The organism is Pseudomonas sp. ZT5P21 (assembly GCF_054897785.1).
In genome coordinates, this window is sequence record NZ_CM142705.1 from 1509346 (window position 1) to 1528535 (window position 19190).

23 protein-coding genes are annotated in these 19190 nt (G+C 57.1%); 21 read left to right on the forward strand and 2 right to left on the reverse strand.

Going from position 1 to position 19190, the window contains the following annotated elements; genetic code table 11:
• The first annotated feature begins 118 nt into the window (after nucleotides 1-118).
• Nucleotides 119-604: a YajQ family cyclic di-GMP-binding protein gene (locus tag ACYZT9_RS06890; RefSeq protein ID WP_007906601.1), complete on the forward strand. Its 486-nt coding sequence runs from the start codon at nucleotides 119-121 to the stop codon at nucleotides 602-604.
• Nucleotides 605-700: 96 nt separating this feature from the next.
• On the forward strand, nucleotides 701-1540 hold the full coding sequence (locus tag ACYZT9_RS06895; RefSeq protein ID WP_462009131.1) for a mechanosensitive ion channel family protein: 840 nt from the start codon (nucleotides 701-703) through the stop codon (nucleotides 1538-1540).
• 79 nt (nucleotides 1541-1619) lie between these two features.
• On the opposite strand, the gene ACYZT9_RS06900 is transcribed toward ACYZT9_RS06895, so the two are convergent.
• A complete protein-coding gene (locus ACYZT9_RS06900; protein ID WP_462009132.1) occupies nucleotides 1620-2981 on the reverse strand; it encodes an OprD family porin in 1362 nt (453 codons plus the stop codon).
• A 911-nt stretch (nucleotides 2982-3892) separates the two neighbouring features.
• Between ACYZT9_RS06900 and ACYZT9_RS06905 the strand changes: the two genes are divergently transcribed.
• The gene (locus ACYZT9_RS06905) at nucleotides 3893-4318 is read left to right on the forward strand and encodes an HIT domain-containing protein (protein WP_462009133.1); all 426 of its coding nucleotides are present in this window, start codon (nucleotides 3893-3895) and stop codon (nucleotides 4316-4318) included.
• A gap of 3 nt (nucleotides 4319-4321) precedes the next feature.
• Nucleotides 4322-4528 carry a SlyX family protein gene (locus ACYZT9_RS06910; RefSeq protein ID WP_008029236.1) on the forward strand — a complete coding sequence of 69 codons (207 nt, stop codon included), beginning with the start codon at nucleotides 4322-4324 and terminating at the stop codon, nucleotides 4526-4528.
• A 59-nt stretch (nucleotides 4529-4587) separates the two neighbouring features.
• Here the strand turns inward: ACYZT9_RS06910 and ACYZT9_RS06915 are convergent, their stop codons facing one another.
• The gene (locus tag ACYZT9_RS06915) at nucleotides 4588-5190 is read right to left on the reverse strand and encodes a cold-shock protein (protein WP_462009134.1); all 603 of its coding nucleotides are present in this window, start codon (nucleotides 5188-5190) and stop codon (nucleotides 4588-4590) included.
• Between the two features lie 311 nt (nucleotides 5191-5501).
• Between ACYZT9_RS06915 and ACYZT9_RS06920 the strand changes: the two genes are divergently transcribed.
• The 17 genes from ACYZT9_RS06920 (at nucleotide 5502) to queC (ending at nucleotide 19166) form a co-directional block, all read left to right on the forward strand.
• Nucleotides 5502-5969 carry a Dps family protein gene (locus tag ACYZT9_RS06920; protein WP_462009135.1) on the forward strand — a complete coding sequence of 156 codons (468 nt, stop codon included), beginning with the start codon at nucleotides 5502-5504 and terminating at the stop codon, nucleotides 5967-5969.
• A 258-nt stretch (nucleotides 5970-6227) separates the two neighbouring features.
• Nucleotides 6228-6566, forward strand: a complete 339-nt coding sequence (locus ACYZT9_RS06925; RefSeq protein ID WP_462009136.1) for a ribbon-helix-helix domain-containing protein — start codon at nucleotides 6228-6230, stop codon at nucleotides 6564-6566.
• A gap of 138 nt (nucleotides 6567-6704) precedes the next feature.
• Nucleotides 6705-6926, forward strand: coding sequence for an FmdB family zinc ribbon protein (locus ACYZT9_RS06930; RefSeq protein WP_010457489.1), 222 nt, complete (start codon nucleotides 6705-6707; stop codon nucleotides 6924-6926).
• A gap of 109 nt (nucleotides 6927-7035) precedes the next feature.
• The gene (aspS, locus tag ACYZT9_RS06935; protein WP_462009137.1) at nucleotides 7036-8811 is read left to right on the forward strand and encodes an aspartate--tRNA ligase; all 1776 of its coding nucleotides are present in this window, start codon (nucleotides 7036-7038) and stop codon (nucleotides 8809-8811) included.
• A 119-nt stretch (nucleotides 8812-8930) separates the two neighbouring features.
• Nucleotides 8931-9677 (forward strand): YebC/PmpR family DNA-binding transcriptional regulator, encoded by a 747-nt coding sequence (locus ACYZT9_RS06940; protein WP_462009138.1) that lies wholly within the window; start codon nucleotides 8931-8933, stop codon nucleotides 9675-9677.
• 121 nt (nucleotides 9678-9798) lie between these two features.
• On the forward strand, nucleotides 9799-10323 hold the full coding sequence (gene ruvC / locus ACYZT9_RS06945; RefSeq protein ID WP_462009139.1) for a crossover junction endodeoxyribonuclease RuvC: 525 nt from the start codon (nucleotides 9799-9801) through the stop codon (nucleotides 10321-10323).
• A gap of 114 nt (nucleotides 10324-10437) precedes the next feature.
• Nucleotides 10438-11055 (forward strand): Holliday junction branch migration protein RuvA, encoded by a 618-nt coding sequence (gene ruvA / locus ACYZT9_RS06950; protein ID WP_462009140.1) that lies wholly within the window; start codon nucleotides 10438-10440, stop codon nucleotides 11053-11055.
• Nucleotides 11056-12117, forward strand: coding sequence for a Holliday junction branch migration DNA helicase RuvB (ruvB, locus tag ACYZT9_RS06955; protein WP_056741402.1), 1062 nt, complete (start codon nucleotides 11056-11058; stop codon nucleotides 12115-12117).
• Nucleotides 12118-12244: 127 nt separating this feature from the next.
• Nucleotides 12245-12712, forward strand: a complete 468-nt coding sequence (gene ybgC / locus ACYZT9_RS06960; protein WP_054044992.1) for a tol-pal system-associated acyl-CoA thioesterase — start codon at nucleotides 12245-12247, stop codon at nucleotides 12710-12712.
• Nucleotides 12702-13397 (forward strand): protein TolQ, encoded by a 696-nt coding sequence (gene tolQ / locus ACYZT9_RS06965; RefSeq protein WP_008027789.1) that lies wholly within the window; start codon nucleotides 12702-12704, stop codon nucleotides 13395-13397. Before ybgC ends, tolQ begins: the two co-directional genes overlap by 11 nt.
• Before the next feature lie 23 nt (nucleotides 13398-13420).
• Nucleotides 13421-13873: a protein TolR gene (tolR, locus tag ACYZT9_RS06970; protein WP_161807482.1), complete on the forward strand. Its 453-nt coding sequence runs from the start codon at nucleotides 13421-13423 to the stop codon at nucleotides 13871-13873.
• Nucleotides 13873-14952 carry a cell envelope integrity protein TolA gene (tolA, locus tag ACYZT9_RS06975; protein WP_462009141.1) on the forward strand — a complete coding sequence of 360 codons (1080 nt, stop codon included), beginning with the start codon at nucleotides 13873-13875 and terminating at the stop codon, nucleotides 14950-14952. Before tolR ends, tolA begins: the two co-directional genes overlap by 1 nt.
• Nucleotides 14949-16250 (forward strand): Tol-Pal system beta propeller repeat protein TolB, encoded by a 1302-nt coding sequence (gene tolB / locus ACYZT9_RS06980; RefSeq protein WP_462009142.1) that lies wholly within the window; start codon nucleotides 14949-14951, stop codon nucleotides 16248-16250. Before tolA ends, tolB begins: the two co-directional genes overlap by 4 nt.
• Before the next feature lie 52 nt (nucleotides 16251-16302).
• Nucleotides 16303-16800, forward strand: coding sequence for a peptidoglycan-associated lipoprotein Pal (pal, locus tag ACYZT9_RS06985; protein WP_003178634.1), 498 nt, complete (start codon nucleotides 16303-16305; stop codon nucleotides 16798-16800).
• A 6-nt stretch (nucleotides 16801-16806) separates the two neighbouring features.
• Nucleotides 16807-17658, forward strand: coding sequence for a tol-pal system protein YbgF (gene ybgF / locus ACYZT9_RS06990; RefSeq protein WP_462009143.1), 852 nt, complete (start codon nucleotides 16807-16809; stop codon nucleotides 17656-17658).
• A 166-nt stretch (nucleotides 17659-17824) separates the two neighbouring features.
• Nucleotides 17825-18472 carry a 7-carboxy-7-deazaguanine synthase QueE gene (gene queE, locus ACYZT9_RS06995; protein WP_462009144.1) on the forward strand — a complete coding sequence of 216 codons (648 nt, stop codon included), beginning with the start codon at nucleotides 17825-17827 and terminating at the stop codon, nucleotides 18470-18472.
• 19 nt (nucleotides 18473-18491) lie between these two features.
• Nucleotides 18492-19166, forward strand: coding sequence for a 7-cyano-7-deazaguanine synthase QueC (queC, locus tag ACYZT9_RS07000; protein ID WP_462010168.1), 675 nt, complete (start codon nucleotides 18492-18494; stop codon nucleotides 19164-19166).
• Nucleotides 19167-19190 lie beyond the last annotated feature (24 nt).

A 19190-nucleotide genomic window follows, 5' to 3' on the forward strand; every position in this document is an offset into this window, starting at 1 on the left:
CGCGCATCGGAGGCTCGCAGTGAATGATGGGAAAGACCCGTTATAATCAGCGCGGATTTTAACCGCAAGCCAGGCGAGCTCCATTTTGATCGAGCGCGCCCTTTATTGGAGAGATTACATGCCGTCGTTCGACGTGGTATCCGAACTGGACAAACACGAAGTCACCAACGCCGTCGAGAACGCCGTCAAGGAACTCGATCGTCGTTATGACCTGAAAGGCAAAGGCACCTTCGAGTTCAAGGAAAAGGACCTGACCGTCAACCTGACCGCTGAAGCCGATTTCCAGCTCGAAGCGATGATTGAGATCCTCAAGCTGGCGCTGGTCAAGCGCAAGATCGACGTGCAGTGCCTTGAAGTCAAGGATGCCTATGCGTCGGGCAAGCTGATGAAGCAGGAAGCGGTCCTCAAGGAAGGCATCGACAAAGAACTGGCGAAGAAAATCGTCGCTCACGTCAAGGACGCCAAATTGAAGGTTCAAGCGGCCATTCAGGGCGAGCAAGTGCGCATCACGGGCAAGAAGCGTGACGATTTGCAGGAAGCCATCGCGGCCCTGCGCGCCAAGACGTTCGACATGCCGTTGCAGTTCAACAACTTCCGCGACTGACTTTTCAGTCGAGACCACCTCAATTGTGGTCAACCTGGCGGGATATTTCTGCTCGCATTTTTTTGTGCAGGGCAGCCGGAAAACAGGAGATAAAAGATGGATTTGAATACTGAAGTGGACAACCTGGTCAAGGCGTCCCAAGCCTGGATTCCGATGATCATGGAATACGGCAGCCGTGTGCTGCTGGCGATACTCACGCTGGCCATCGGCTGGTGGCTGATCAACAAAGTGACGCAAAAGCTCGGCGGCCTGCTGGCACTGCGTAACGCCGACCTGGCACTGCAAGGGTTCATCAGCAGTCTGGCGAACATTATTCTCAAGGTGTTGCTGATCGTCAGCGTGGCCTCGATGATCGGTGTGGAAACCACTTCCTTCGTCGCGGCCATTGGTGCGGCGGGTCTGGCCATCGGTCTGGCCTTGCAGGGCAGCCTGGCGAACTTTGCCGGTGGCGTGTTGATTCTGCTGTTCCGTCCGTTCCGTATCGGCGACTGGATCGAAGCCCAAGGGGTGGCCGGTACTGTCGACAGCATTCAGATCTTCCACACCGTGCTGCGTACGGGCGATAACAAAACCATCATCGTGCCTAACGGTAACCTGTCGAACGGCATCATCACCAACACTAACCGTCAGCCAACCCGCAAGGTTGTGTTTGATGTGGGCGTGGATTACGAAGCCGACTTGCAGAAGGCTCGCGAAGTGTTACTGGATCTGGCCAAGGATGAACGCATCCTGGCCGAACCGGCCCCGGAAGCGGTCATTTCCACCTTGGGCGACAGTTCGATCACTGTTTCCCTGCGAGTGTGGGTGAAGACGGCAGATTACTGGGATGTGATGTTCATGTTCAACGAACAGTCCCGGGACCGCTTGAAAACGGCCGGTATAGATATCCCGTTTCCACAGCGGGTGATTCGAGTGGTTCAGGAGTCTGTTGCGTAATACGCGATACACAGGCAACAAAAAAGGCCCATCCGAAGATGGGCCTTTTTGTTTGTTACCGCAAATTAACTGGATGCGATTACAAGATCGACAATGGGTAGTCGACGATGACACGGAACTCTTTCACGTCGCCTTCACCTTCGTCGGCGTTAGCAAAGTGCCAAGCTTGACGGAAGCGGACGGACAGATCTTTTGCCGGGCCAGACTGAACAACGTACTTGGCTTCGAAGTTAGTTTCGTTGTGCTTGCCGTCTGCACCGTACAGTGGATCGCCGTCGCTGTTACGGTATTGGCTGTTGGCCGCCAGACCGGTGCCATCAATGTCCCAACCTTTAACGTAACGGGTCATGAAGCTCAGACCAGGAACGCCGTACTCAGCCATTTTCAGATCGTAACGGATCTGGGCAGACTTCTCGTTAGGAGCGTTGAAGTCGGAGTACTGGATGGAGTTGGCGAGGAAGATCGAGTCGCCGCCGCGGTTGTTCTTGCCGATACCGATGTAGTCGAACGGGGTATCGCCATTAACCTTTTGGAAGGCCAGGGTGATGGTATGTGCTTTCAGGAACGAGAGAGCAGTTGCCAGCGAGAATGTTGTGTTGCTGATGTCGCCGACTTTCGCGTCACCGGTGTCGGTGGTGCGGTAGATGTTGAAGTCGGTGTTCAGCGACGTGTCACCGCTAATCGGGGTGGTGAGGTTCACGTTGGCGTAGTACTGGTTCCAGATGTCTTCCAGCTTGGCGCCATACAGCGATGCGGAAAGGTTATCGGTAATGCCGTACTTGCCACCGAAATAGTCGATGCTGTCGGCTTGAACGCCGGCGTAGTTTGCAAACAGGTCGCCGTCACGGGCGTTTTTGTCCTGGCTGGAACCCGAGTAGAAGTGACCGGCTTCGAGGTCAAGGTCTTTGACTTCACTGCTTTGCAGTTGGAAACCGCTGGCCACTTGCGGAAGGATACGGGAACCGCCAACAGCAAACACTGGAGCAGTGCTTGGCGACATGTCGCCGGCTTTCAGCTCTGTTTTGGAGACGCGGAATTTAACGGCTGCGCCGGCTTTACCCTGGCTGTCGTTGACCTCGCGGGCACCGTTGGCTTTGCGGGTGTCGCTACGGCTCATGTTACCCGAACCGGAAGTGCCATCGCCGCCATCCAGTTTGATGGCCAGGTAACCGAACGCATCAACGCCAACGCCAACAGTACCTTGGGTGTAACCGGAGTTGAACGTGCCCCAAAGACCTTGAGTCCAGTCTTTGACGTCGGCGGCGCCATCCTTGTTGTCACGGTTGAAGTAGTAGTTGCGAACCAGCAAGTTCAGCGAGCTGTCTTCAACAAAACCTTTGGCTTCAGCCTGGTCACTTACGAAAGGTGCGGCCATAGCCACTTGAGTACTGGCTGCTGCTGCAACTGCCAGTGCGATCATGCTCCACTTCATCACGCGCATCGTGATTTGCTCCTTTGGTTTTAGAAGAGTACTGCCGTCCCACCTGATTTATTATCTGGGCGGCTCTTTCTTTTTGTGTCGGCGCAAACTTATATCACGCCGACCATGTTGGCGATACTTGCGCATCTATCCTTTCAGCTTCTTTACGACCCTGTCGCAAACGGCTTGGTAGATGTCGCAAATTTACAGCCCCAATGCAATAGGAATCACAACTTCAACGCTGTTTTTCCAAGGTTTGAGCATCGGTAAAAAGAGTCCTTGGTGAAACGTTTGAATCTCCATCGGGCAACCCTGCCACCGTTTTTATTGCCTTGAAGGCTTCCACTTCCAGCGGACGCTTTGAAGGCGATGTGAGTGTGAATGCAACAAGCGTGCACAAATCAGCAATTCGCTGTTTTTTTTTCAGAATGCCAGCCTGTTACCGTAAAAACCTCATAAAACCGGGGGTTACAAGCACCTTTTGATGGGGCTTGACGCCATGGTTTGCATCGTGTTGCACCTCTCTGGTCGACTGCGCGACAACCAAAAACGTTACCGGTTCACCCCGTCAGTGAGTAGATGGCGGATGCCCGACGCACTCAGCGTAGACGCACTGTGCGGTTTTGGTGCAAAAAATTTTAATCGCTGTACTGAATTCATACAGCAAGGTCTGTGATGGGATGTGAACTGACCTTGGTTTCACGGTCATTTCGACGTTTGATGCGTGGTTGCCGGTTCTGTAATGGTGCGCTCTCGCGAAATATGTCTCATCTCGGGGCGTTCGCAGTGTGGCTTGTCGGTGTGGTCGCGCTTTGACTGGTTCGTCGTGAAGCCAGCGCCGTTCGCAGGTATGCTGGCGTCCTGTCGCTTGGTGCGCCGTCTCTCAGGATGGGCGCTAAGCTGAAAATGATGAGCAGCCGGGAGTGCGCGCAGTGTTCGCTTTAGATCCACGACTTCAACAAGACACGTTACCGATCGGGGATTTCCCGCTCAGTCGGCTGCTGCTGTCCAATGATTCGAACTACCCGTGGTTTATCCTGGTGCCACGACGCGACGACATCAGTGAGATATTTCAGTTGGATGTCGCCGATCAGCGGCAACTGTGGCAGGAAACGACCGCGTTGGCGGAGATGCTCAAGGATTCGTTTGACGCAGACAAGTTGAATGTCGCGGCCTTGGGTAACGTTGTCAGTCAGTTGCACATGCATGTGGTTGTGCGCAAACGCGAGGACGCCGCCTGGCCCGCGCCGGTGTGGGGCAAACACCCGGCCAAACCGTACACGGCGGAGCAGATCGCGGTCATTCGCGAGCGGCTGCGTCTGGTGTTGACCGAAGATTTCACGTTTCTGGAGGGTTGAATCATGAGCCTGGAAGAACGCGTTACCGATCTGGAGAGCCAGCTGGCGTTTCAGGATGACACCATCCAGGCATTGAGCGATGTGCTGGCGACGCAGCAGCGCGCAGTGGAACGCCTGCAACTGCAAATGGCCGCCCTGCTCAAGCGGCAGGAGGAAATGGCCGGTCAGTTCGAAACCTTTGAAGAAGAAGCGCCACCGCCGCATTATTAAAAGCAGGCAATAAAAAACCGCGAACAGCCTGGCTGCTCGCGGTTTTTTTTAGCCTTGAATCAGCGTCGCGGCAGCGCGGCGATCACGTCTTCGGCTTGCAGGCCCTTGTCACGATTCATGACGGAGAACTCCACGCGCTGGCCTTCGACCAGAACGCGATGGCCTTCGCCACGAATAGCCCGGAAATGCACGAAAATATCATCGCCGGAATCACGGGAAATGAAGCCGAAGCCTTTGGAGGTGTTGAACCACTTGACGGTGCCGGTATCGCGGTTGCTCATGTCGTAGCTTGGCGAGGCGGTAGCCGGTGTGGATTTGTAGAAGCTGATTGCCAGGTGCAGAAGAACGGCGATCAGGGCTGCCACCAGACTGAACAGAACGGCAGGTTGACCGGCGATGACAGGCATCGGCGCGAGCAGCGTCAGCGTTTGCAGAACAACAGTCAGAACCAGCAAGGCGCTGACCAGATTTTGCAGTTGATGACGCGGACCTTTGTTCCAGTATGGAATGACAGGTGCGAGGGTGAGGTTGAGCAGGCCGAAAAAGGCCAGGTACAGCGCATCGGGTTGTTGCAGGTAAGGAACAGCTTCGGATCGCAGGCTAGGGATGAAGGACAGCAGCAGGGCCGCTGCGCCCGTTAGCAGGTGGACGATTTTCAACATTTTGATTAACTCACGTTAAGACGGATCACAAGGAAGAGCTGATGGGGCGCGGTTCGCTTCAGGACTATTTAAGAGGCGTTGGGCACGCACCTGGTATCAGCCTATGCGCCGCGCCCGAAAAAAAAATAGGCGCCAGCGACACACTGTCTATTTAACAGCAAAGCTTGCAGCTACTCAAATCAGGGAGTCCAGCGGTGCATCGGGAGCGATTTGTCGCAGGTCGCGGGCAATCCGGGCTGCGGTTGCGCGACAGGCTTGCTAGAGTGGTCCAGCACCTGTCGGATGAAATTCATCACCTTTAGGGGAAAAACATGGCAATCGATATCGGTATCAGTGAAGAGGACCGCAAGTCCATCGTCGACGGACTGTCGCGTCTGCTGTCGGACACTTATGTACTTTATTTGAAGACCCATAACTTCCACTGGAATGTCACCGGTCCCATGTTTCGGACCCTGCACCTGATGTTCGAGGAGCAATATAACGAGTTGGCGCTGGCGGTCGATTCGATTGCCGAACGAATCCGTGCGCTTGGCTTTCCTGCTCCCGGCGCCTATTCGATATATGCGCGCCTTTCTTCCATCAAGGAAGAAGCGGGTGTGCCCAGTGCAGAGGATATGATCAAGCAACTTGTCGAAGGACAGGAAGCTGTCACGCGCACTGCACGCGGGATCTTTCCCTTGCTCGACAAAGTCAGCGACGAGCCAACGGCGGACCTGCTCACCCAGCGCATGCAGGTTCACGAGAAAACCGCGTGGATGTTGCGTTCATTGCTGGACTGACACTGTTTCAGTGCGCGGATGACGCTGTCAGGTGTTGTTCGCGCTCTGTCGGTCGCAGCCTGTTCGTTGAATGATTTTTCACTCGATTGCGTAGGACATTGTCCCGACTAGGACGGTGTCCATGATCTGCCTTCAGTTGTTGGCTTATCCTACGCTGATGGTCATAAAGTCATCTGGATATAACTCTGCGCCTGCGCTTTTATAAGACCCGCAACATGGCTCTTATAGAAACCAGGGATGGCAAAGGAGTGTCAACGGATGGTTTATGGAAGCAGGTTAAACGAGGGGGGGTTAGGTCCGTTCAAGGAAGTAAGGGTCGATCCGTTTGTCAGAGAATTCGACATGGGCCTGGCTCAGCCGTTGTCCCGGTCAGTGCGTTTGAATGGCTTTGCCACCTGTTTGCGGCTTGAGCAGGTTTATTGGGATATTTTGGCGGAAATGGCCAGGATCAATTGCTGTTCGGTCAGTGCTCTGCTGTCCCACGTGGATCGCCAGGTGCATTTGCGACACGGCGGGGTGAAGAACTTTACCGGGCTGGTGCGAGTTGTCTGCGTTGTGCACAGCCTGAAGGAGGAGCGTTGTGGCGTAATGGCCTAGAGCCTTGGCGGCGGAAGGCGTCGAGTGTCGGTCTGTGCAGTCTTACGGCTGCACAGGCTGCATTTAATGGATATAATCCCGCGCTTTGCCGCAAAACCCAGCGTGTGCGGTAGCAATCTGATCGCCGAGACGACCCCCATGCCGATGTACGACTATCAATGTGCTTCCTGTGGTCATCAGTTGGAAGCCATTCAAAAGATCAGCGCAGCACCGCTGGTCGACTGCCCTGCATGCCAGGCGCCAGAGCTTAAAAAGATGCTGTCCATGCCGGGCTTCCGCCTCAGCGGCACCGGCTGGTACGAAACCGATTTCAAGACCGGCTCCAAGAAGAACCTGGCCGGCGGCGACAAAGCCGACTAGGGTCTGGAACCCGAGTTGAACGACACGTGCGAGCTCTTGCATCATCCAGCACTTGATGCACGCAAGGCCTCCAACCGAATTTCGAATTACGAGAAGCGAAACCACTACCATGATGCGCAGCCATTATTGCGGCCAACTGAACGAAAGCCTGGAAGGCCAGGAAATTACCCTTTGCGGATGGGTTCACCGTCGCCGTGACCACGGTGGGGTGATTTTCCTCGATATCCGTGATCGTGACGGTCTGGCCCAGGTGGTGTTCGACCCGGACCGCGCTGAATCCTTCGCCGCCGCCGACCGCGTGCGCAGCGAGTATGTGGTCAAGATCACCGGCAAGGTCCGTCTGCGTCCCGCCGGTGCCACCAACGCTAACATGGCGTCGGGCATGATCGAAGTGCTGGGCTACGAGCTTGAAGTGCTGAATGAATCGGAAACCCCGCCGTTCCCGCTCAACGAGTTCTCCGATGTTGGCGAAGAAACGCGCCTGCGCTACCGCTTCCTCGACCTGCGCCGCCCGGAAATGGCCGAGAAGCTGCGTCTGCGTTCGCGCATGACCACCAGCATCCGTCGCTACCTGGACGAGAACGGTTTCCTAGACGTCGAGACGCCAATCCTGACCCGGGCCACCCCTGAGGGTGCTCGCGACTACCTGGTGCCGAGCCGTACTCACGCCGGTTCCTTCTTCGCCTTGCCGCAATCGCCGCAGTTGTTCAAACAGTTGCTGATGGTGGCCGGCTTCGACCGTTACTACCAGATCGCCAAGTGCTTTCGCGACGAAGACCTGCGTGCCGACCGTCAACCTGAATTCACCCAGATCGACATCGAAACCAGCTTCCTTGATGAAAAAGACATCATGGGCCTGACCGAAGGCATGATCCGCAACCTGTTCAAGGAAGTGCTGGATCTTGAGTTCGGCGACTTCCCGCACATGACGTTCGAAGAAGCCATGCGCCGTTACGGTTCCGACAAACCGGACCTGCGTAACCCGCTGGAGCTGGTGGACGTTGCCGACCAGTTGAAAGAAGTCGACTTCAAGGTCTTCAGCGGCCCGGCCAACGATCCGAAATGCCGCATTGCCGCCCTGCGCGTTCCTGGCGCGGCGAGCATGCCGCGCAAGCAGATCGACGACTACACCAAGTTCGTCAGCATCTACGGTGCCAAGGGCCTGGCGTACATCAAGGTCAACGAGCGCGCGAAGGGCGTCGAGGGGCTGCAATCGCCTATTGTCAAAAATATCCCTGAAGCCAACCTCAACGTGATCCTCGATCGGGTGGGTGCGGTTGACGGCGACATCGTGTTCTTCGGTGCCGACAAAGCCAAGATCGTCAGCGAAGCCTTGGGCGCGCTGCGAATCAAGGTCGGCAACGATCTGGACCTGCTGACCTGCAAGTGGGCGCCAATGTGGGTCGTCGACTTCCCGATGTTCGAAGAAAACGACGACGGCAGCTTCAGTGCCTTGCACCACCCGTTCACCGCGCCGAAGTGCACCCCCGAAGAACTGGAAGCCAGCCCGGCGACCGCGTTGTCCCGTGCCTACGACATGGTACTGAACGGCACCGAGCTGGGTGGCGGTTCGATCCGTATCCACCGTAAGGAAATGCAGCAGACAGTATTCCGCCTGCTGGGGATCAACGAAGCGGAACAGGAAGAGAAATTCGGCTTCCTGCTCGACGCCCTGAAGTACGGCGCACCGCCACACGGTGGTCTGGCCTTCGGTCTGGACCGTCTGGTGATGCTGATGACCGGCGCCCAGTCGATCCGTGAAGTGATCGCCTTCCCGAAAACCCAGAGTGCTGCCGACGTGATGACGCAAGCACCGGGCGTGGTAGATGCCAAGGCATTGCGCGAACTGCACATTCGTCTGCGCGAAACGCCGAAGGCCGAGTAGGGCTGACCGCAAAGGCGCATCCTCTGGGGTGCGCCTTTTCTTTAGGTCGAGATTTTTTATTGCTGGCTGGCGCATTGTGCGCAGCGGGTAATGGTTTCAAAGAGAATTCGGAGCGAGTTATGGCGGGTCATTCCAAGTGGGCGAACATCAAGCACCGCAAAGAACGTCAGGATGCCAAGAAGGGCAAGATTTTCACCAAGTGGATTCGTGAACTGACCGTTGCGGCCCGTCAGGGTGGCAGTGATCCGGGCTCCAACCCGCGTCTGCGTCTGGCCCTGGACAAGGCGCTGGGTGCAAACATGAGCCGCGACATCATCGATCGCGCAGTGGCGCGCGGTGCCGGTGCTGCCGACACCGACGACATGGTCGAGTTGACCTACGAAGGCTACGGCCCGGGTGGCGTGGCGGTGATGGTCGAGTGCATGACCGACAACCGTAACCGCACCGCAGCGGCTGTTCGCCATGCCTTCAGCAAATGCGGCGGCAACCTGGGTACCGACGGTTCCGTGGCCTATCTGTTCGAGCGCAAGGGGCAGATTTCCTTTGCGCCGGGCGTTGATGAAGACGCCTTGATCGAAGCGGCCATGGAAGCCGACGCCGATGACGTGGTCACCCACGAAGACGGTTCCATCGACGTGTTCTCCTCGTTTGCCGGTTTCTACTCCGTGCGTAACGCACTGGAAGCGGCCGGTTTCAAAGGTGACGACGCGGAAATCGTCATGCTGCCGACCACCAGTGCCGAACTGGATCTGGAAGGTGCCGAGAAGGTTCTCAAGCTGATCGACATGCTTGAAGACCTGGATGACGTGCAGAACGTTTACTCCAACGCGGATATCCCGGAGTCGGTGGCCGCACAGCTCGGTTGATGCGCCCTTTGTAGGAGCGAGCTTGCTCGCGAAAAACCTGAGAGCGCCGCGCTCATTTCAGGCGAACCGCGTTATCGTTAACGTCCATCGCGAGCAAGCTCGCTCCTACATATGTAGCGTTATGACTCTAATTCTAGGTATCGACCCCGGTTCGCGCATTACCGGTTATGGCGTGGTACGCGATACCGGGCGTGGCTGTGTGTACGTGGCGTCTGGCTGCATTCGCACTGGTTCCGGTGAACTGCATGAGCGTTTGCAAATCGTCTATCGCAGCGTGCGGGAAGTCATCCAGACCTACGGCCCGACGACCATGGGCATCGAAAAGGTCTTCATGGCGCGCAATGCCGACTCCGCGTTGAAACTCGGTCAGGCCCGCGGTGCGGCAATCGTTGCCGGCGCCGAAGAAAATCTGGAAATCGCAGAGTACACCGCCACCCAGGTCAAGCAGGCCGTGACCGGAACCGGCGCGGCGAATAAAGAGCAGGTGCAGATGATGGTCATGCACATGCTGAAACTGACCAGCAAGCCGCAAATCGATGCCTCGGACGCCCTGGCAATTGCCATATGCCATGCTCACACCCGTTCCAGCCTGCTGCCACATGGCTTGGGCACGGCACGCAGTCGTGGCGGGCGCCTGCGTCTCTGATAGCATCAGCAGTCATTTTTACGGAGTAAGGGTTTTGCGCCTGTGTTGTCGGTGCAAAACCCTTGTTCTGTCAGTCGCCAGCACCGGTCTGGCCAACGCTCAAGGATCTGAAACGTGATTGGACGCTTGCGCGGCACTCTGGCTGAGAAACAGCCGCCGCACCTGATTCTGGATGTAAACGGTCTGGGGTATGAGCTGGAAGTGCCCATGACCACGCTGTATCGCTTGCCGTCGGTCGGTGAACCGCTGACCTTGCACACCCATTTGGTCGTACGCGAAGACGCGCAGTTACTCTATGGCTTCGCCAGCAAGCGTGAGCGAGACTTTTTTCGCGAGTTGATCCGTCTCAATGGTGTCGGGCCGAAACTGGCACTGGCCTTGATGTCGAGCCTGGAAGTCGATGAGCTGGTACGTTGCGTGCAATCCCAGGACACCTCGGCGCTGACCAGGGTCCCGGGCGTGGGCAAGAAGACGGCCGAGCGTTTGCTGGTGGAACTCAAGGATCGCTTCAAGGCGTGGGAAACCGTGCCGGCGATGTTTGCCCTGGTGCCGAACCAGCCGGGTGGGCCAGATGCGCCGCATCCGGTCGCTACCGCCGAAAATGACGCGGTCAGCGCGCTGATCTCCCTGGGCTACAAGCCGCAGGAAGCCAGCAAGGCGATTTCCGCGATCAAGGAGAAAGGTTTGAGCAGTGAAGACATGATTCGTCGTGCCCTGAAGGGAATGATCTAAGTGATTGAAGCTGATCGTCTGATAACCGCCACGCCTGGCCCTCGCGACCGCGAGGAAGTCCAGGACCGGGCGATTCGTCCTGTCAGTCTGGCCGAATACATTGGTCAGCCGACCGTTCGCGAGCAAATGGAGTTGTTCATCCAGGCTGCCCGTGGGCGTAACGAATCCCTGGACCACACGCTGATCTTCGGCCCGCCGGGCCTGGGTAAAACCACCCTGGCCAACATCATCGCCCAGGAAATGGGCGTGTCGATCAAAAGCACCTCGGGCCCGGTCCTTGAGCGCCCGGGTGATCTGGCCGCGCTGCTGACCAACCTTGAGCCTCACGACGTGCTGTTCATCGACGAAATCCATCGGCTGTCACCGATTGTCGAAGAAGTGCTGTACCCGGCCATGGAAGATTTCCAGCTCGACATCATGATTGGTGAAGGGCCGGCTGCGCGTTCGATCAAACTGGATTTGCCGCCATTTACGCTGGTAGGGGCGACGACGCGCGCCGGCATGCTGACCAATCCTTTGCGCGACCGCTTCGGCATCGTCCAGCGCCTCGAGTTTTACAACACGGCTGATCTGGCAACGATTGTGAGCCGCTCGGCAACCATCCTCGGCTTGCCGCTGGACCCCGAAGGCGCCTTCGAAATCGCTCGCCGTGCCCGTGGTACGCCGCGTATTGCCAACCGTTTGTTGCGTCGGGTGCGTGATTTCGCCGAAGTCCGCGCCAAGGGCCATATCACCAAACCCATTGCCGACCTCGCGTTGAATCTGCTGGATGTCGACGAACGTGGTTTCGACCACCAGGACCGGCGTCTGCTGTTGACCATGATCGAGAAGTTCGACGGTGGGCCGGTCGGCGTGGACAGCCTGGCCGCCGCGATCAGCGAAGAGCGCCACACGATCGAAGACGTGCTGGAGCCGTACCTGATCCAGCAGGGCTACATCATGCGCACCCCGCGGGGGCGAGTGGTTACACGGCATGCGTACCTGCACTTTGGTTTAAACATTCCGTCACGATTGGGCGAGATGCCCGTGGTAGACGAGTTCCTTGATGCAGTGGACGATTAATTAACCTTTACGCGCTGATTTTTCGGGCATTGTGCTGTCCCAGGACCGTGGTTTTGCCAGAAAGCCGTGAATCAATGAAAAACAGTTGCCTGGCCGGATTGGCAACCTGAGGAGTAAGCACTAGAGTATGCGCGCGCAAAACGGGCTTGAGCCGTTCGCACATCGTTGTCGCGTTTATTACGAGGACACCGATGCGGGCGGCATCGTGTATTACGTTAATTACCTCAAGTTTATGGAACGGGCTCGAACCGAGCGGCTCCGGGAGCTGGGCTTTGCCCAATCCCAGCTGGCAGGAGAGGACCTGTTGTTTGTCGTGCATTCCAGCGAAGCGCGTTATCACGCGCCGGCGCGACTGGACGACGAACTGCTGGTAAGCGCTGAAGTAATTGAATTGAACCGTGTCAGCCTGCGCTTCAAACAGCAGGTCAGGCGAGCCACGGATAATGCGCTGCTCTGCGAAGGGCAGTTTTTGGTGGCCTGTGTGCGCACTAACAGTTTGAAACCCCGGGCCATTCCCGAAGCTCTACGTGCGGCCTTCGCCGACGTGAGCGGCGCGGGTACACACTCAAAGCAGGAGATAAAGCGTGGAAGCTAACGTCGTCGACCATTCCTCCATGTGGAGCCTGGTCAGCAATGCCAGTATCGTGGTGCAACTGGTAATGCTGATCCTGGTAGCCGCATCGGTGACCTCATGGATCATGATCTTTCAGCGCAGCAACTTGCTGCGCGCCGGTCGACGTGCCCTGGAGAGCTTTGAAGAGCGCTTCTGGTCGGGTATCGATTTGTCCAAGCTGTACCGTCAGGCCGGCAGCAACCCTGACCCGGATTCGGGCGTCGAACAGATCTTCCGTGCCGGTTTCAAGGAATTCTCTCGTCTGCGCCAGCAGCCAGGTGTTGATCCGGAAGCGGTCATGGAAGGCGTGGCCCGCGCCATGCGCGTCGCCATCTCCCGCGAAGAAGAAAAACTCGAGCAGAGCCTGCCGTTCCTCGCCACTGTCGGTTCCGTCAGCCCGTACATCGGTCTGTTCGGTACGGTCTGGGGCATCATGAACTCCTTCCGTGGTCTGGCCACTGCCCAGCAAGCGACCCTGGCCACCGTGGCCCCGGGCATCGCCGAGGCACTGATCGCCACCGCGATCGGTCTGTTCGCCGCCATCCCCGCCGTTATCGCTTACAACCGTTTTGCCGCTCGCAGCGAAACGCTGATCGGCCGTTACTACACCTTCGCCGACGAATTCCAGGCGATCCTGCACCGCAAAGTGCACACCAGCGAAGAATAAGCAGGTAATTTCCAATGGCTTTAATCGCTCGAGCTCGCAAAAAGCGCAAGCCGGTCGCCGAGATGAACGTGGTGCCTTACATCGACGTGATGCTGGTACTGCTGGTCATTTTCATGGTGACCGCGCCGATGCTCAATCAGGGCGTGAAAGTTGATCTGCCCAAGGTTTCCAGCGAAGCCTTGCCGCAGGACAACAACACTCAGGTCCTGACCATTTCGATCAAGGCTGACAAGACCTACTACTGGAACCTTGGCAGCGAAGTCGACACCGAAAAGCAACAGGACAAGGCAATGACCTTGCCGCAGATGACTGACGCGGTGACCAAGATCATTCGCGCCGGCACTGAAGGCGGCAAGCGTACCCAAGTGTTTATCCGCGGCGACAAGACCGTTGATTACGGTTCCGTCATGGGCGCGATGGGCGGGTTGCAGAAAGCCGGAGTCGGTAACGTTGGCTTGATTACCGAGGCGCCCTGATGCAGCAACAGCGAGAGCCAACAGCCTCGGAAAGCTACTTCTGGCCGAGTGTCTGGGCGATTGTCTTGCACGTGCTGGTTTTTGGCATGCTGTTCGTCAGTTTCGCCTTCACACCGGAGCTGCCGCCGGCCAAGCCGATTGTCCAGGCGACCCTGTATCAGCTGAAGTCGAAAAGTCAGGCGACCACCCAGACCAATCAGAAGATTGCGGGTGAGGCGAAGAAATCCGCCGCGCGCCAGACCGAAGTCGAACAGATGGAGCAGAAGTTGATCGAGCAGGAAGCGATCAAAGCCGCGGAACAAAAGAAGGAAGACGCGGCTCAAAAAGCCGAAGAATCCAAGAAGGCCGACGAGACGAAGAAAGCGGAAGAGGCTAAAAAGGCTGATGAAGCCAAGAAAGCCGATGAAGCGAAGAAAACCGCCGAAGCCAAAAAGGCCGAAGAGAAACAATTGGCTGATATAGCCAAAAAGAAATCCGAAGAAGAAGCCAAGAAAGCGGCTGAAGAAGAGGCCAAGAAAGCGGCCGCTGAAGAAGCCAAGAAGAAGATCGTCGAAGACGCGAAGAAGAAAGCCGCGGAAGACGCCAAGAAGAAATCTGAAGCTGAAGAGGCGAAAAAGAAAGTCGCCGAAGACGCGAAGAAGAAAGCTGCTGCCGATGCTGCGAAAAAGAAAACGCAGGAAGCGGCACGTAAATCCGCCGAAGAGAAAAAGGCTCAGGCCTTGGCAGATTTGCTTTCCGACACGCCGCAACGTCAGCAGGCCTTGGCGGATGAGCAGGGTGACGAAGTCGCCGGCAGTTTCGATGATTTGATTCGTGCACGCGCAGCGGAAGGTTGGGCTCGTCCACCTTCAGCACGCAAAGGCATGACGGTCGTGCTGCAAATAGGCATGTTGCCGGACGGTACGGTGACCTCGGTCAGCGTGGCCAAGTCCAGTGGCGACGGTCCGTTTGATGCCTCAGCAGTTGCTGCGGTGAAGAATATTGGACGTTTGACAGAAATGCAGGGAATGAAGCCGGGCGATTTCGCCCCGTATCGTTCATTCAAGATGACATTCACACCTGAGGATCTAGCCTTGTGAGAAACCTTCTTCGAGGAATGCTTGTCGTGATCTGCTGCCTGGCAGGGATTGCGGCGGCAGATGAAAAAAACATTCTGGTCACCAGCGGCAGTGATCGGGCTACCCCGATCGCCGTCGTACCGTTCGGCAACCAGGGCGGCAGCGTGCTGCCGGATGACATGGCCGAAATCATCGGTAACGACCTGCGCAACTCGGGTTATTACTCGCCGATTCCAAAGCAGAACATGATCAGCCAGCCGAGCCAGGCCAGCGAAATCATCTTCCGTGACTTCAAGGCGCTGGGCGCCCAGTACGTCATGGTCGGCAGCATTGCTCCAGCAGGCGGTCGCCTGCAGGTTCAATATGCTCTGTTCAACGTTGCTACTGAACAGCAAGTGCTGACCGGCAGCGTGTCGGGCAGCGTTGATCAATTGCGCGACATGTCGCACTACATAGCGGATCAGTCGTTCGAAAAACTCACCGGTATCAAAGGTGCGTTCTCGACGCGTCTGCTGTACGTGACTGCAGAGCGTTTCTCCGAGAAGAACACGCGCTACACGCTGCAACGTTCTGACTATGACGGTGCCCGCGCCGTGACCCTGCTGCAATCGCGCGAGCCGATCCTGTCGCCGCGTTTCGCACCGGATGGCAAGCGCATCGCGTATGTGTCATTCGAGCAGAAGCGTCCGCGTATTTTCATGCAGAACATCGACACCGGTCGCCGTGAGCAGATCACCAACTTCGAAGGCCTGAATGGCGCACCCGCCTGGTCGCCGGATGGCAATCGCCTGGCGTTCGTACTGTCGAAAGACGGCAACCCGGACATCTATGTAATGAACCTGGGTTCGCGTCAGATCACGCGCGTCACCAACGGTCCCGGCATCAACACCGAGCCGTTCTGGGGTAAGGATGGTTCGACCATCTACTTCACTTCAGACCGTGGCGGCAAGCCACAGATCTACAAAACCAGCGTGGGTGGCGGTGGTGCGGAACGCGTGACCTTCATCGGTAACTACAACGCCAACCCGAAGCTTTCGGCTGATGAAAAGACCCTGGTGATGATTCACCGCCAGGATGGCTTCACTAATTTCAAGGTGGCGTCCCAGGATTTGCAGCGCGGGAGCGTAAAAATCCTCACTGATAGCACTCTGGACGAGTCGCCTACTGTTGCGCCCAACGGCACCATGGTAATCTACGCCACCCGCCAGCAGGGCCGGGGAGTCTTGATGCTCGTGTCCATTAATGGACGCGTGAGGCTCCCGCTTCCTACCGCACAAGGCGAAGTCAGAGAACCGTCCTGGTCCCCTTACCTGAACTGACGCGGCGCTACACGTTTTACTTAACACACTGGGGTTCATTAGGAGTTTCACGATGGAAATGCTGAAGTTTGGTAAATTTGCTGCGCTGGCTCTGGCCATGGCTGTAGCTGTAGGTTGCTCGTCCAAAGGCGGCGACAATGCCGGTGAAGGCGCTGTTGATCCAAACGCTGGTTACGGCGCTAACACTGGTGCCGTTGATGGCTCCCTGAGCGAAGAAGCTGCTCTGCGCGCAATCACCACCTTCTACTTCGAATACGACAGCTCGGACCTGAAGCCAGAAGCCATGCGCGCTCTGGACGTTCACGCCAAAGACCTGAAAGCAAACGGCGCTCGCGTTGTTCTGGAAGGCAACACCGACGAACGTGGTACTCGTGAGTACAACATGGCACTGGGCGAGCGTCGTGCGAAAGCCGTTCAACGCTACCTGGTACTGCAAGGTGTTTCCCCAGCTCAGCTGGAACTGGTTTCCTACGGCGAAGAGCGTCCAGTTGCTACCGGCAACGACGAGCAGTCCTGGGCTCAAAACCGTCGCGTCGAACTGCGTAAGTAATTCGTCATGCGAACGTGCCGTCGTGCTGTAACTGTTTTGGCTCTCAGCCTCGCACCGCTCGCGGTGTGGGCTGCGGTTCCTGTGGTCGAGGACAACTCTGGCTATAACAATAGCGGGAGTAGTTATCCGCCTGCGGGTTACGGTACGAACGGCGCCTATGCCGGGGGAGGGGTTTCGGCCCCTGTCTCGGCACAGGGCGAGCTGTTCAACCAACTGCAATCGATGCAGGAGCAGATCTCGCGCCAACAAGGCATCATCGAAGTTCTGCAAAATGATGTAGCGCGCATGAAGCAGGAAAGCCTGGAGCGATATCAGGATCTTGATCGGCGCATAGGAACCGGCGTTGCACCAGCCGCGACTCCTGAGAATTCTTCTACCGGTGGCGATCTGAATGCCCCCGGTGCAGCAGCTGGCGCAGGTGCAGGGGTGGCAGCCGCTGCCACTTCCACTCAAGCGCCTGCCGCGGGTAGCGAACCGGCGGATCCGGCGAAGGAAAAACTGTATTACGATGCAGCCTTCGACCTGATCAAGGCCAAGGATTTCGACAAGGCCAGCCAGGCTTTTGCCGCTTTCCTGCGCAAATACCCGAACAGCCAGTACGCGGGCAATGCCCAGTACTGGTTGGGCGAAGTGAACCTGGCCAAAGGCGATCTGCAAGGTGCAGGTCAGGCATTTGCCAAGGTGTCGCAGCTGTATCCAAAGCACAACAAAGTGCCTGACTCGCTGTACAAGCTGGCTGATGTAGAACGCCGCCTCGGTCATCCCGACAAGGTGAAAGGCATTCTGCAGCAAGTTGTGTCCCAGTATCCGGGCACTTCCGCCGCTCAGCTGGCCCAACGCGATCTGCAGCGCATGTAAGCCTGCGAGACCCGTTTTGAAGAAACCCGCGCTTGTCGCGGGTTTTTTCGTTAGAATTCACGCCCTTTTTATGAAACACGCTTTTTGGGATCTGCGCATTGGCGGGGTTCCTTGAAGTGCCTGACGGAGGCGGACAGCCTGTTTAGCTGTTACGCCCGTGGCGACTATGCAAGACACATTGAGAATCACCGAAGTTTTCTACTCGTTGCAGGGAGAGACGCGGACTGCCGGGCTGCCCACTGTTTTTGTGCGCCTGACCGGTTGCCCATTGCGTTGCCAATACTGCGACAGCGCCTATGCGTTCACTGGCGGCACTGTCCGCGCGCTCGACGATATTCTCGAGCAAGTGGCCGGCTTCCGCCCGCGTTATGTGTGTGTCACCGGCGGCGAGCCGCTGGCGCAACCAAATGCCATCCCATTACTCAAGCAGTTGTGCGACGCCGGTTACGAAGTGTCACTGGAAACCAGTGGTGCACTTGATATCTCGGCGGTAGATTCACGGGTCAGTCGCGTAGTCGACCTGAAAACCCCGGGTTCGAAGGAAGCGCATCGCAACCGCTACGAGAACATCGAGTTGCTCACGCCCAACGATCAGGTGAAGTTTGTCATCTGCTCGCGGGAAGACTACGACTGGGCTGTGTCCAAGCTGATTCAATACGGTCTGGACCGGCGTGCCGGCGAAGTGCTGTTCTCGCCAAGCCACCATGACCTGAATGCTCGGGACCTGGCGGACTGGGTGGTGGCGGACAACCTGCCAGTACGTCTGCAATTGCAGCTGCATAAATATCTTTGGAATGACGAGCCGGGGCGCTGATATGACTGAACAACTGAATATTGCTGAAAAACGCGCGGTCATCCTGCTGTCCGGCGGCCTCGACTCCGCGACGGTTGTGGCGATGGCCCGTGCTGAAGGCTACAACTGCTACACCATGAGTTTCGATTACGGTCAGCGGTCCCAGGCCGAATTGCATGCCGCCGAGCGTGTTGCCCGGGATCTGGGTGTAGTCGAACACAAGGTGATCGGACTGAACCTGAACGGCATCGGTGGCTCGGCACTGACCGACAGTAGCATCGATGTGCCGGAAGAGGCAGGCGAAGGCATTCCGGTGACTTACGTGCCGGCGCGCAATACGGTGTTTCTGTCCCTCGCGCTGGGTTGGGCTGAAGTGCTGGGCGCGCGTGACATCTTCATCGGCGTGAACGCCGTCGATTACTCCGGTTACCCGGATTGCCGCCCCGAGTTCATCGAGTCCTTCGAACGCATGGCCAACCTGGCGACAAAGGCCGGTGTTGAAGGCAATGGCTTCCGTATCCAGGCGCCGCTGCAAAACCTGAGCAAGGCGCAGATCGTCCAGGCGGGTGTAAAGCTGGGCGTCAATTACGGGCTGACCGTTTCCTGCTATCAAGCTGACGATGATGGCCGTGCATGCGGCAAATGCGACAGCTGCAGATTGCGTGCGGAGGGCTTTGCGGCGGCCGGAATCAGCGATCCAACACCTTATTTCTGATTTATTTCAAATAAGGTGTTGAAT

Coding starts and splice junctions, on each gene's coding strand:
- ACYZT9_RS06890 (WP_007906601.1), top strand. CDS start 119: ATGCCGTCGTTCGACGTGGTATCCGAACTGGACAAACACGAAGTCACC.
- ACYZT9_RS06895 (WP_462009131.1), top strand. CDS start 701: ATGGATTTGAATACTGAAGTGGACAACCTGGTCAAGGCGTCCCAAGCC.
- ACYZT9_RS06900 (WP_462009132.1), bottom strand. CDS start 2,981: ATGCGCGTGATGAAGTGGAGCATGATCGCACTGGCAGTTGCAGCAGCA.
- ACYZT9_RS06910 (WP_008029236.1), top strand. CDS start 4,322: ATGAGCCTGGAAGAACGCGTTACCGATCTGGAGAGCCAGCTGGCGTTT.
- ACYZT9_RS06915 (WP_462009134.1), bottom strand. CDS start 5,190: ATGTTGAAAATCGTCCACCTGCTAACGGGCGCAGCGGCCCTGCTGCTG.
- ACYZT9_RS06920 (WP_462009135.1), top strand. CDS start 5,502: ATGGCAATCGATATCGGTATCAGTGAAGAGGACCGCAAGTCCATCGTC.
- ACYZT9_RS06925 (WP_462009136.1), top strand. CDS start 6,228: ATGGTTTATGGAAGCAGGTTAAACGAGGGGGGGTTAGGTCCGTTCAAG.
- ACYZT9_RS06930 (WP_010457489.1), top strand. CDS start 6,705: ATGCCGATGTACGACTATCAATGTGCTTCCTGTGGTCATCAGTTGGAA.
- aspS (WP_462009137.1), top strand. CDS start 7,036: ATGATGCGCAGCCATTATTGCGGCCAACTGAACGAAAGCCTGGAAGGC.
- ACYZT9_RS06940 (WP_462009138.1), top strand. CDS start 8,931: ATGGCGGGTCATTCCAAGTGGGCGAACATCAAGCACCGCAAAGAACGT.
- ruvC (WP_462009139.1), top strand. CDS start 9,799: ATGACTCTAATTCTAGGTATCGACCCCGGTTCGCGCATTACCGGTTAT.
- ybgC (WP_054044992.1), top strand. CDS start 12,245: ATGCGCGCGCAAAACGGGCTTGAGCCGTTCGCACATCGTTGTCGCGTT.
- tolA (WP_462009141.1), top strand. CDS start 13,873: ATGCAGCAACAGCGAGAGCCAACAGCCTCGGAAAGCTACTTCTGGCCG.
- pal (WP_003178634.1), top strand. CDS start 16,303: ATGGAAATGCTGAAGTTTGGTAAATTTGCTGCGCTGGCTCTGGCCATG.
- ybgF (WP_462009143.1), top strand. CDS start 16,807: ATGCGAACGTGCCGTCGTGCTGTAACTGTTTTGGCTCTCAGCCTCGCA.
- queE (WP_462009144.1), top strand. CDS start 17,825: ATGCAAGACACATTGAGAATCACCGAAGTTTTCTACTCGTTGCAGGGA.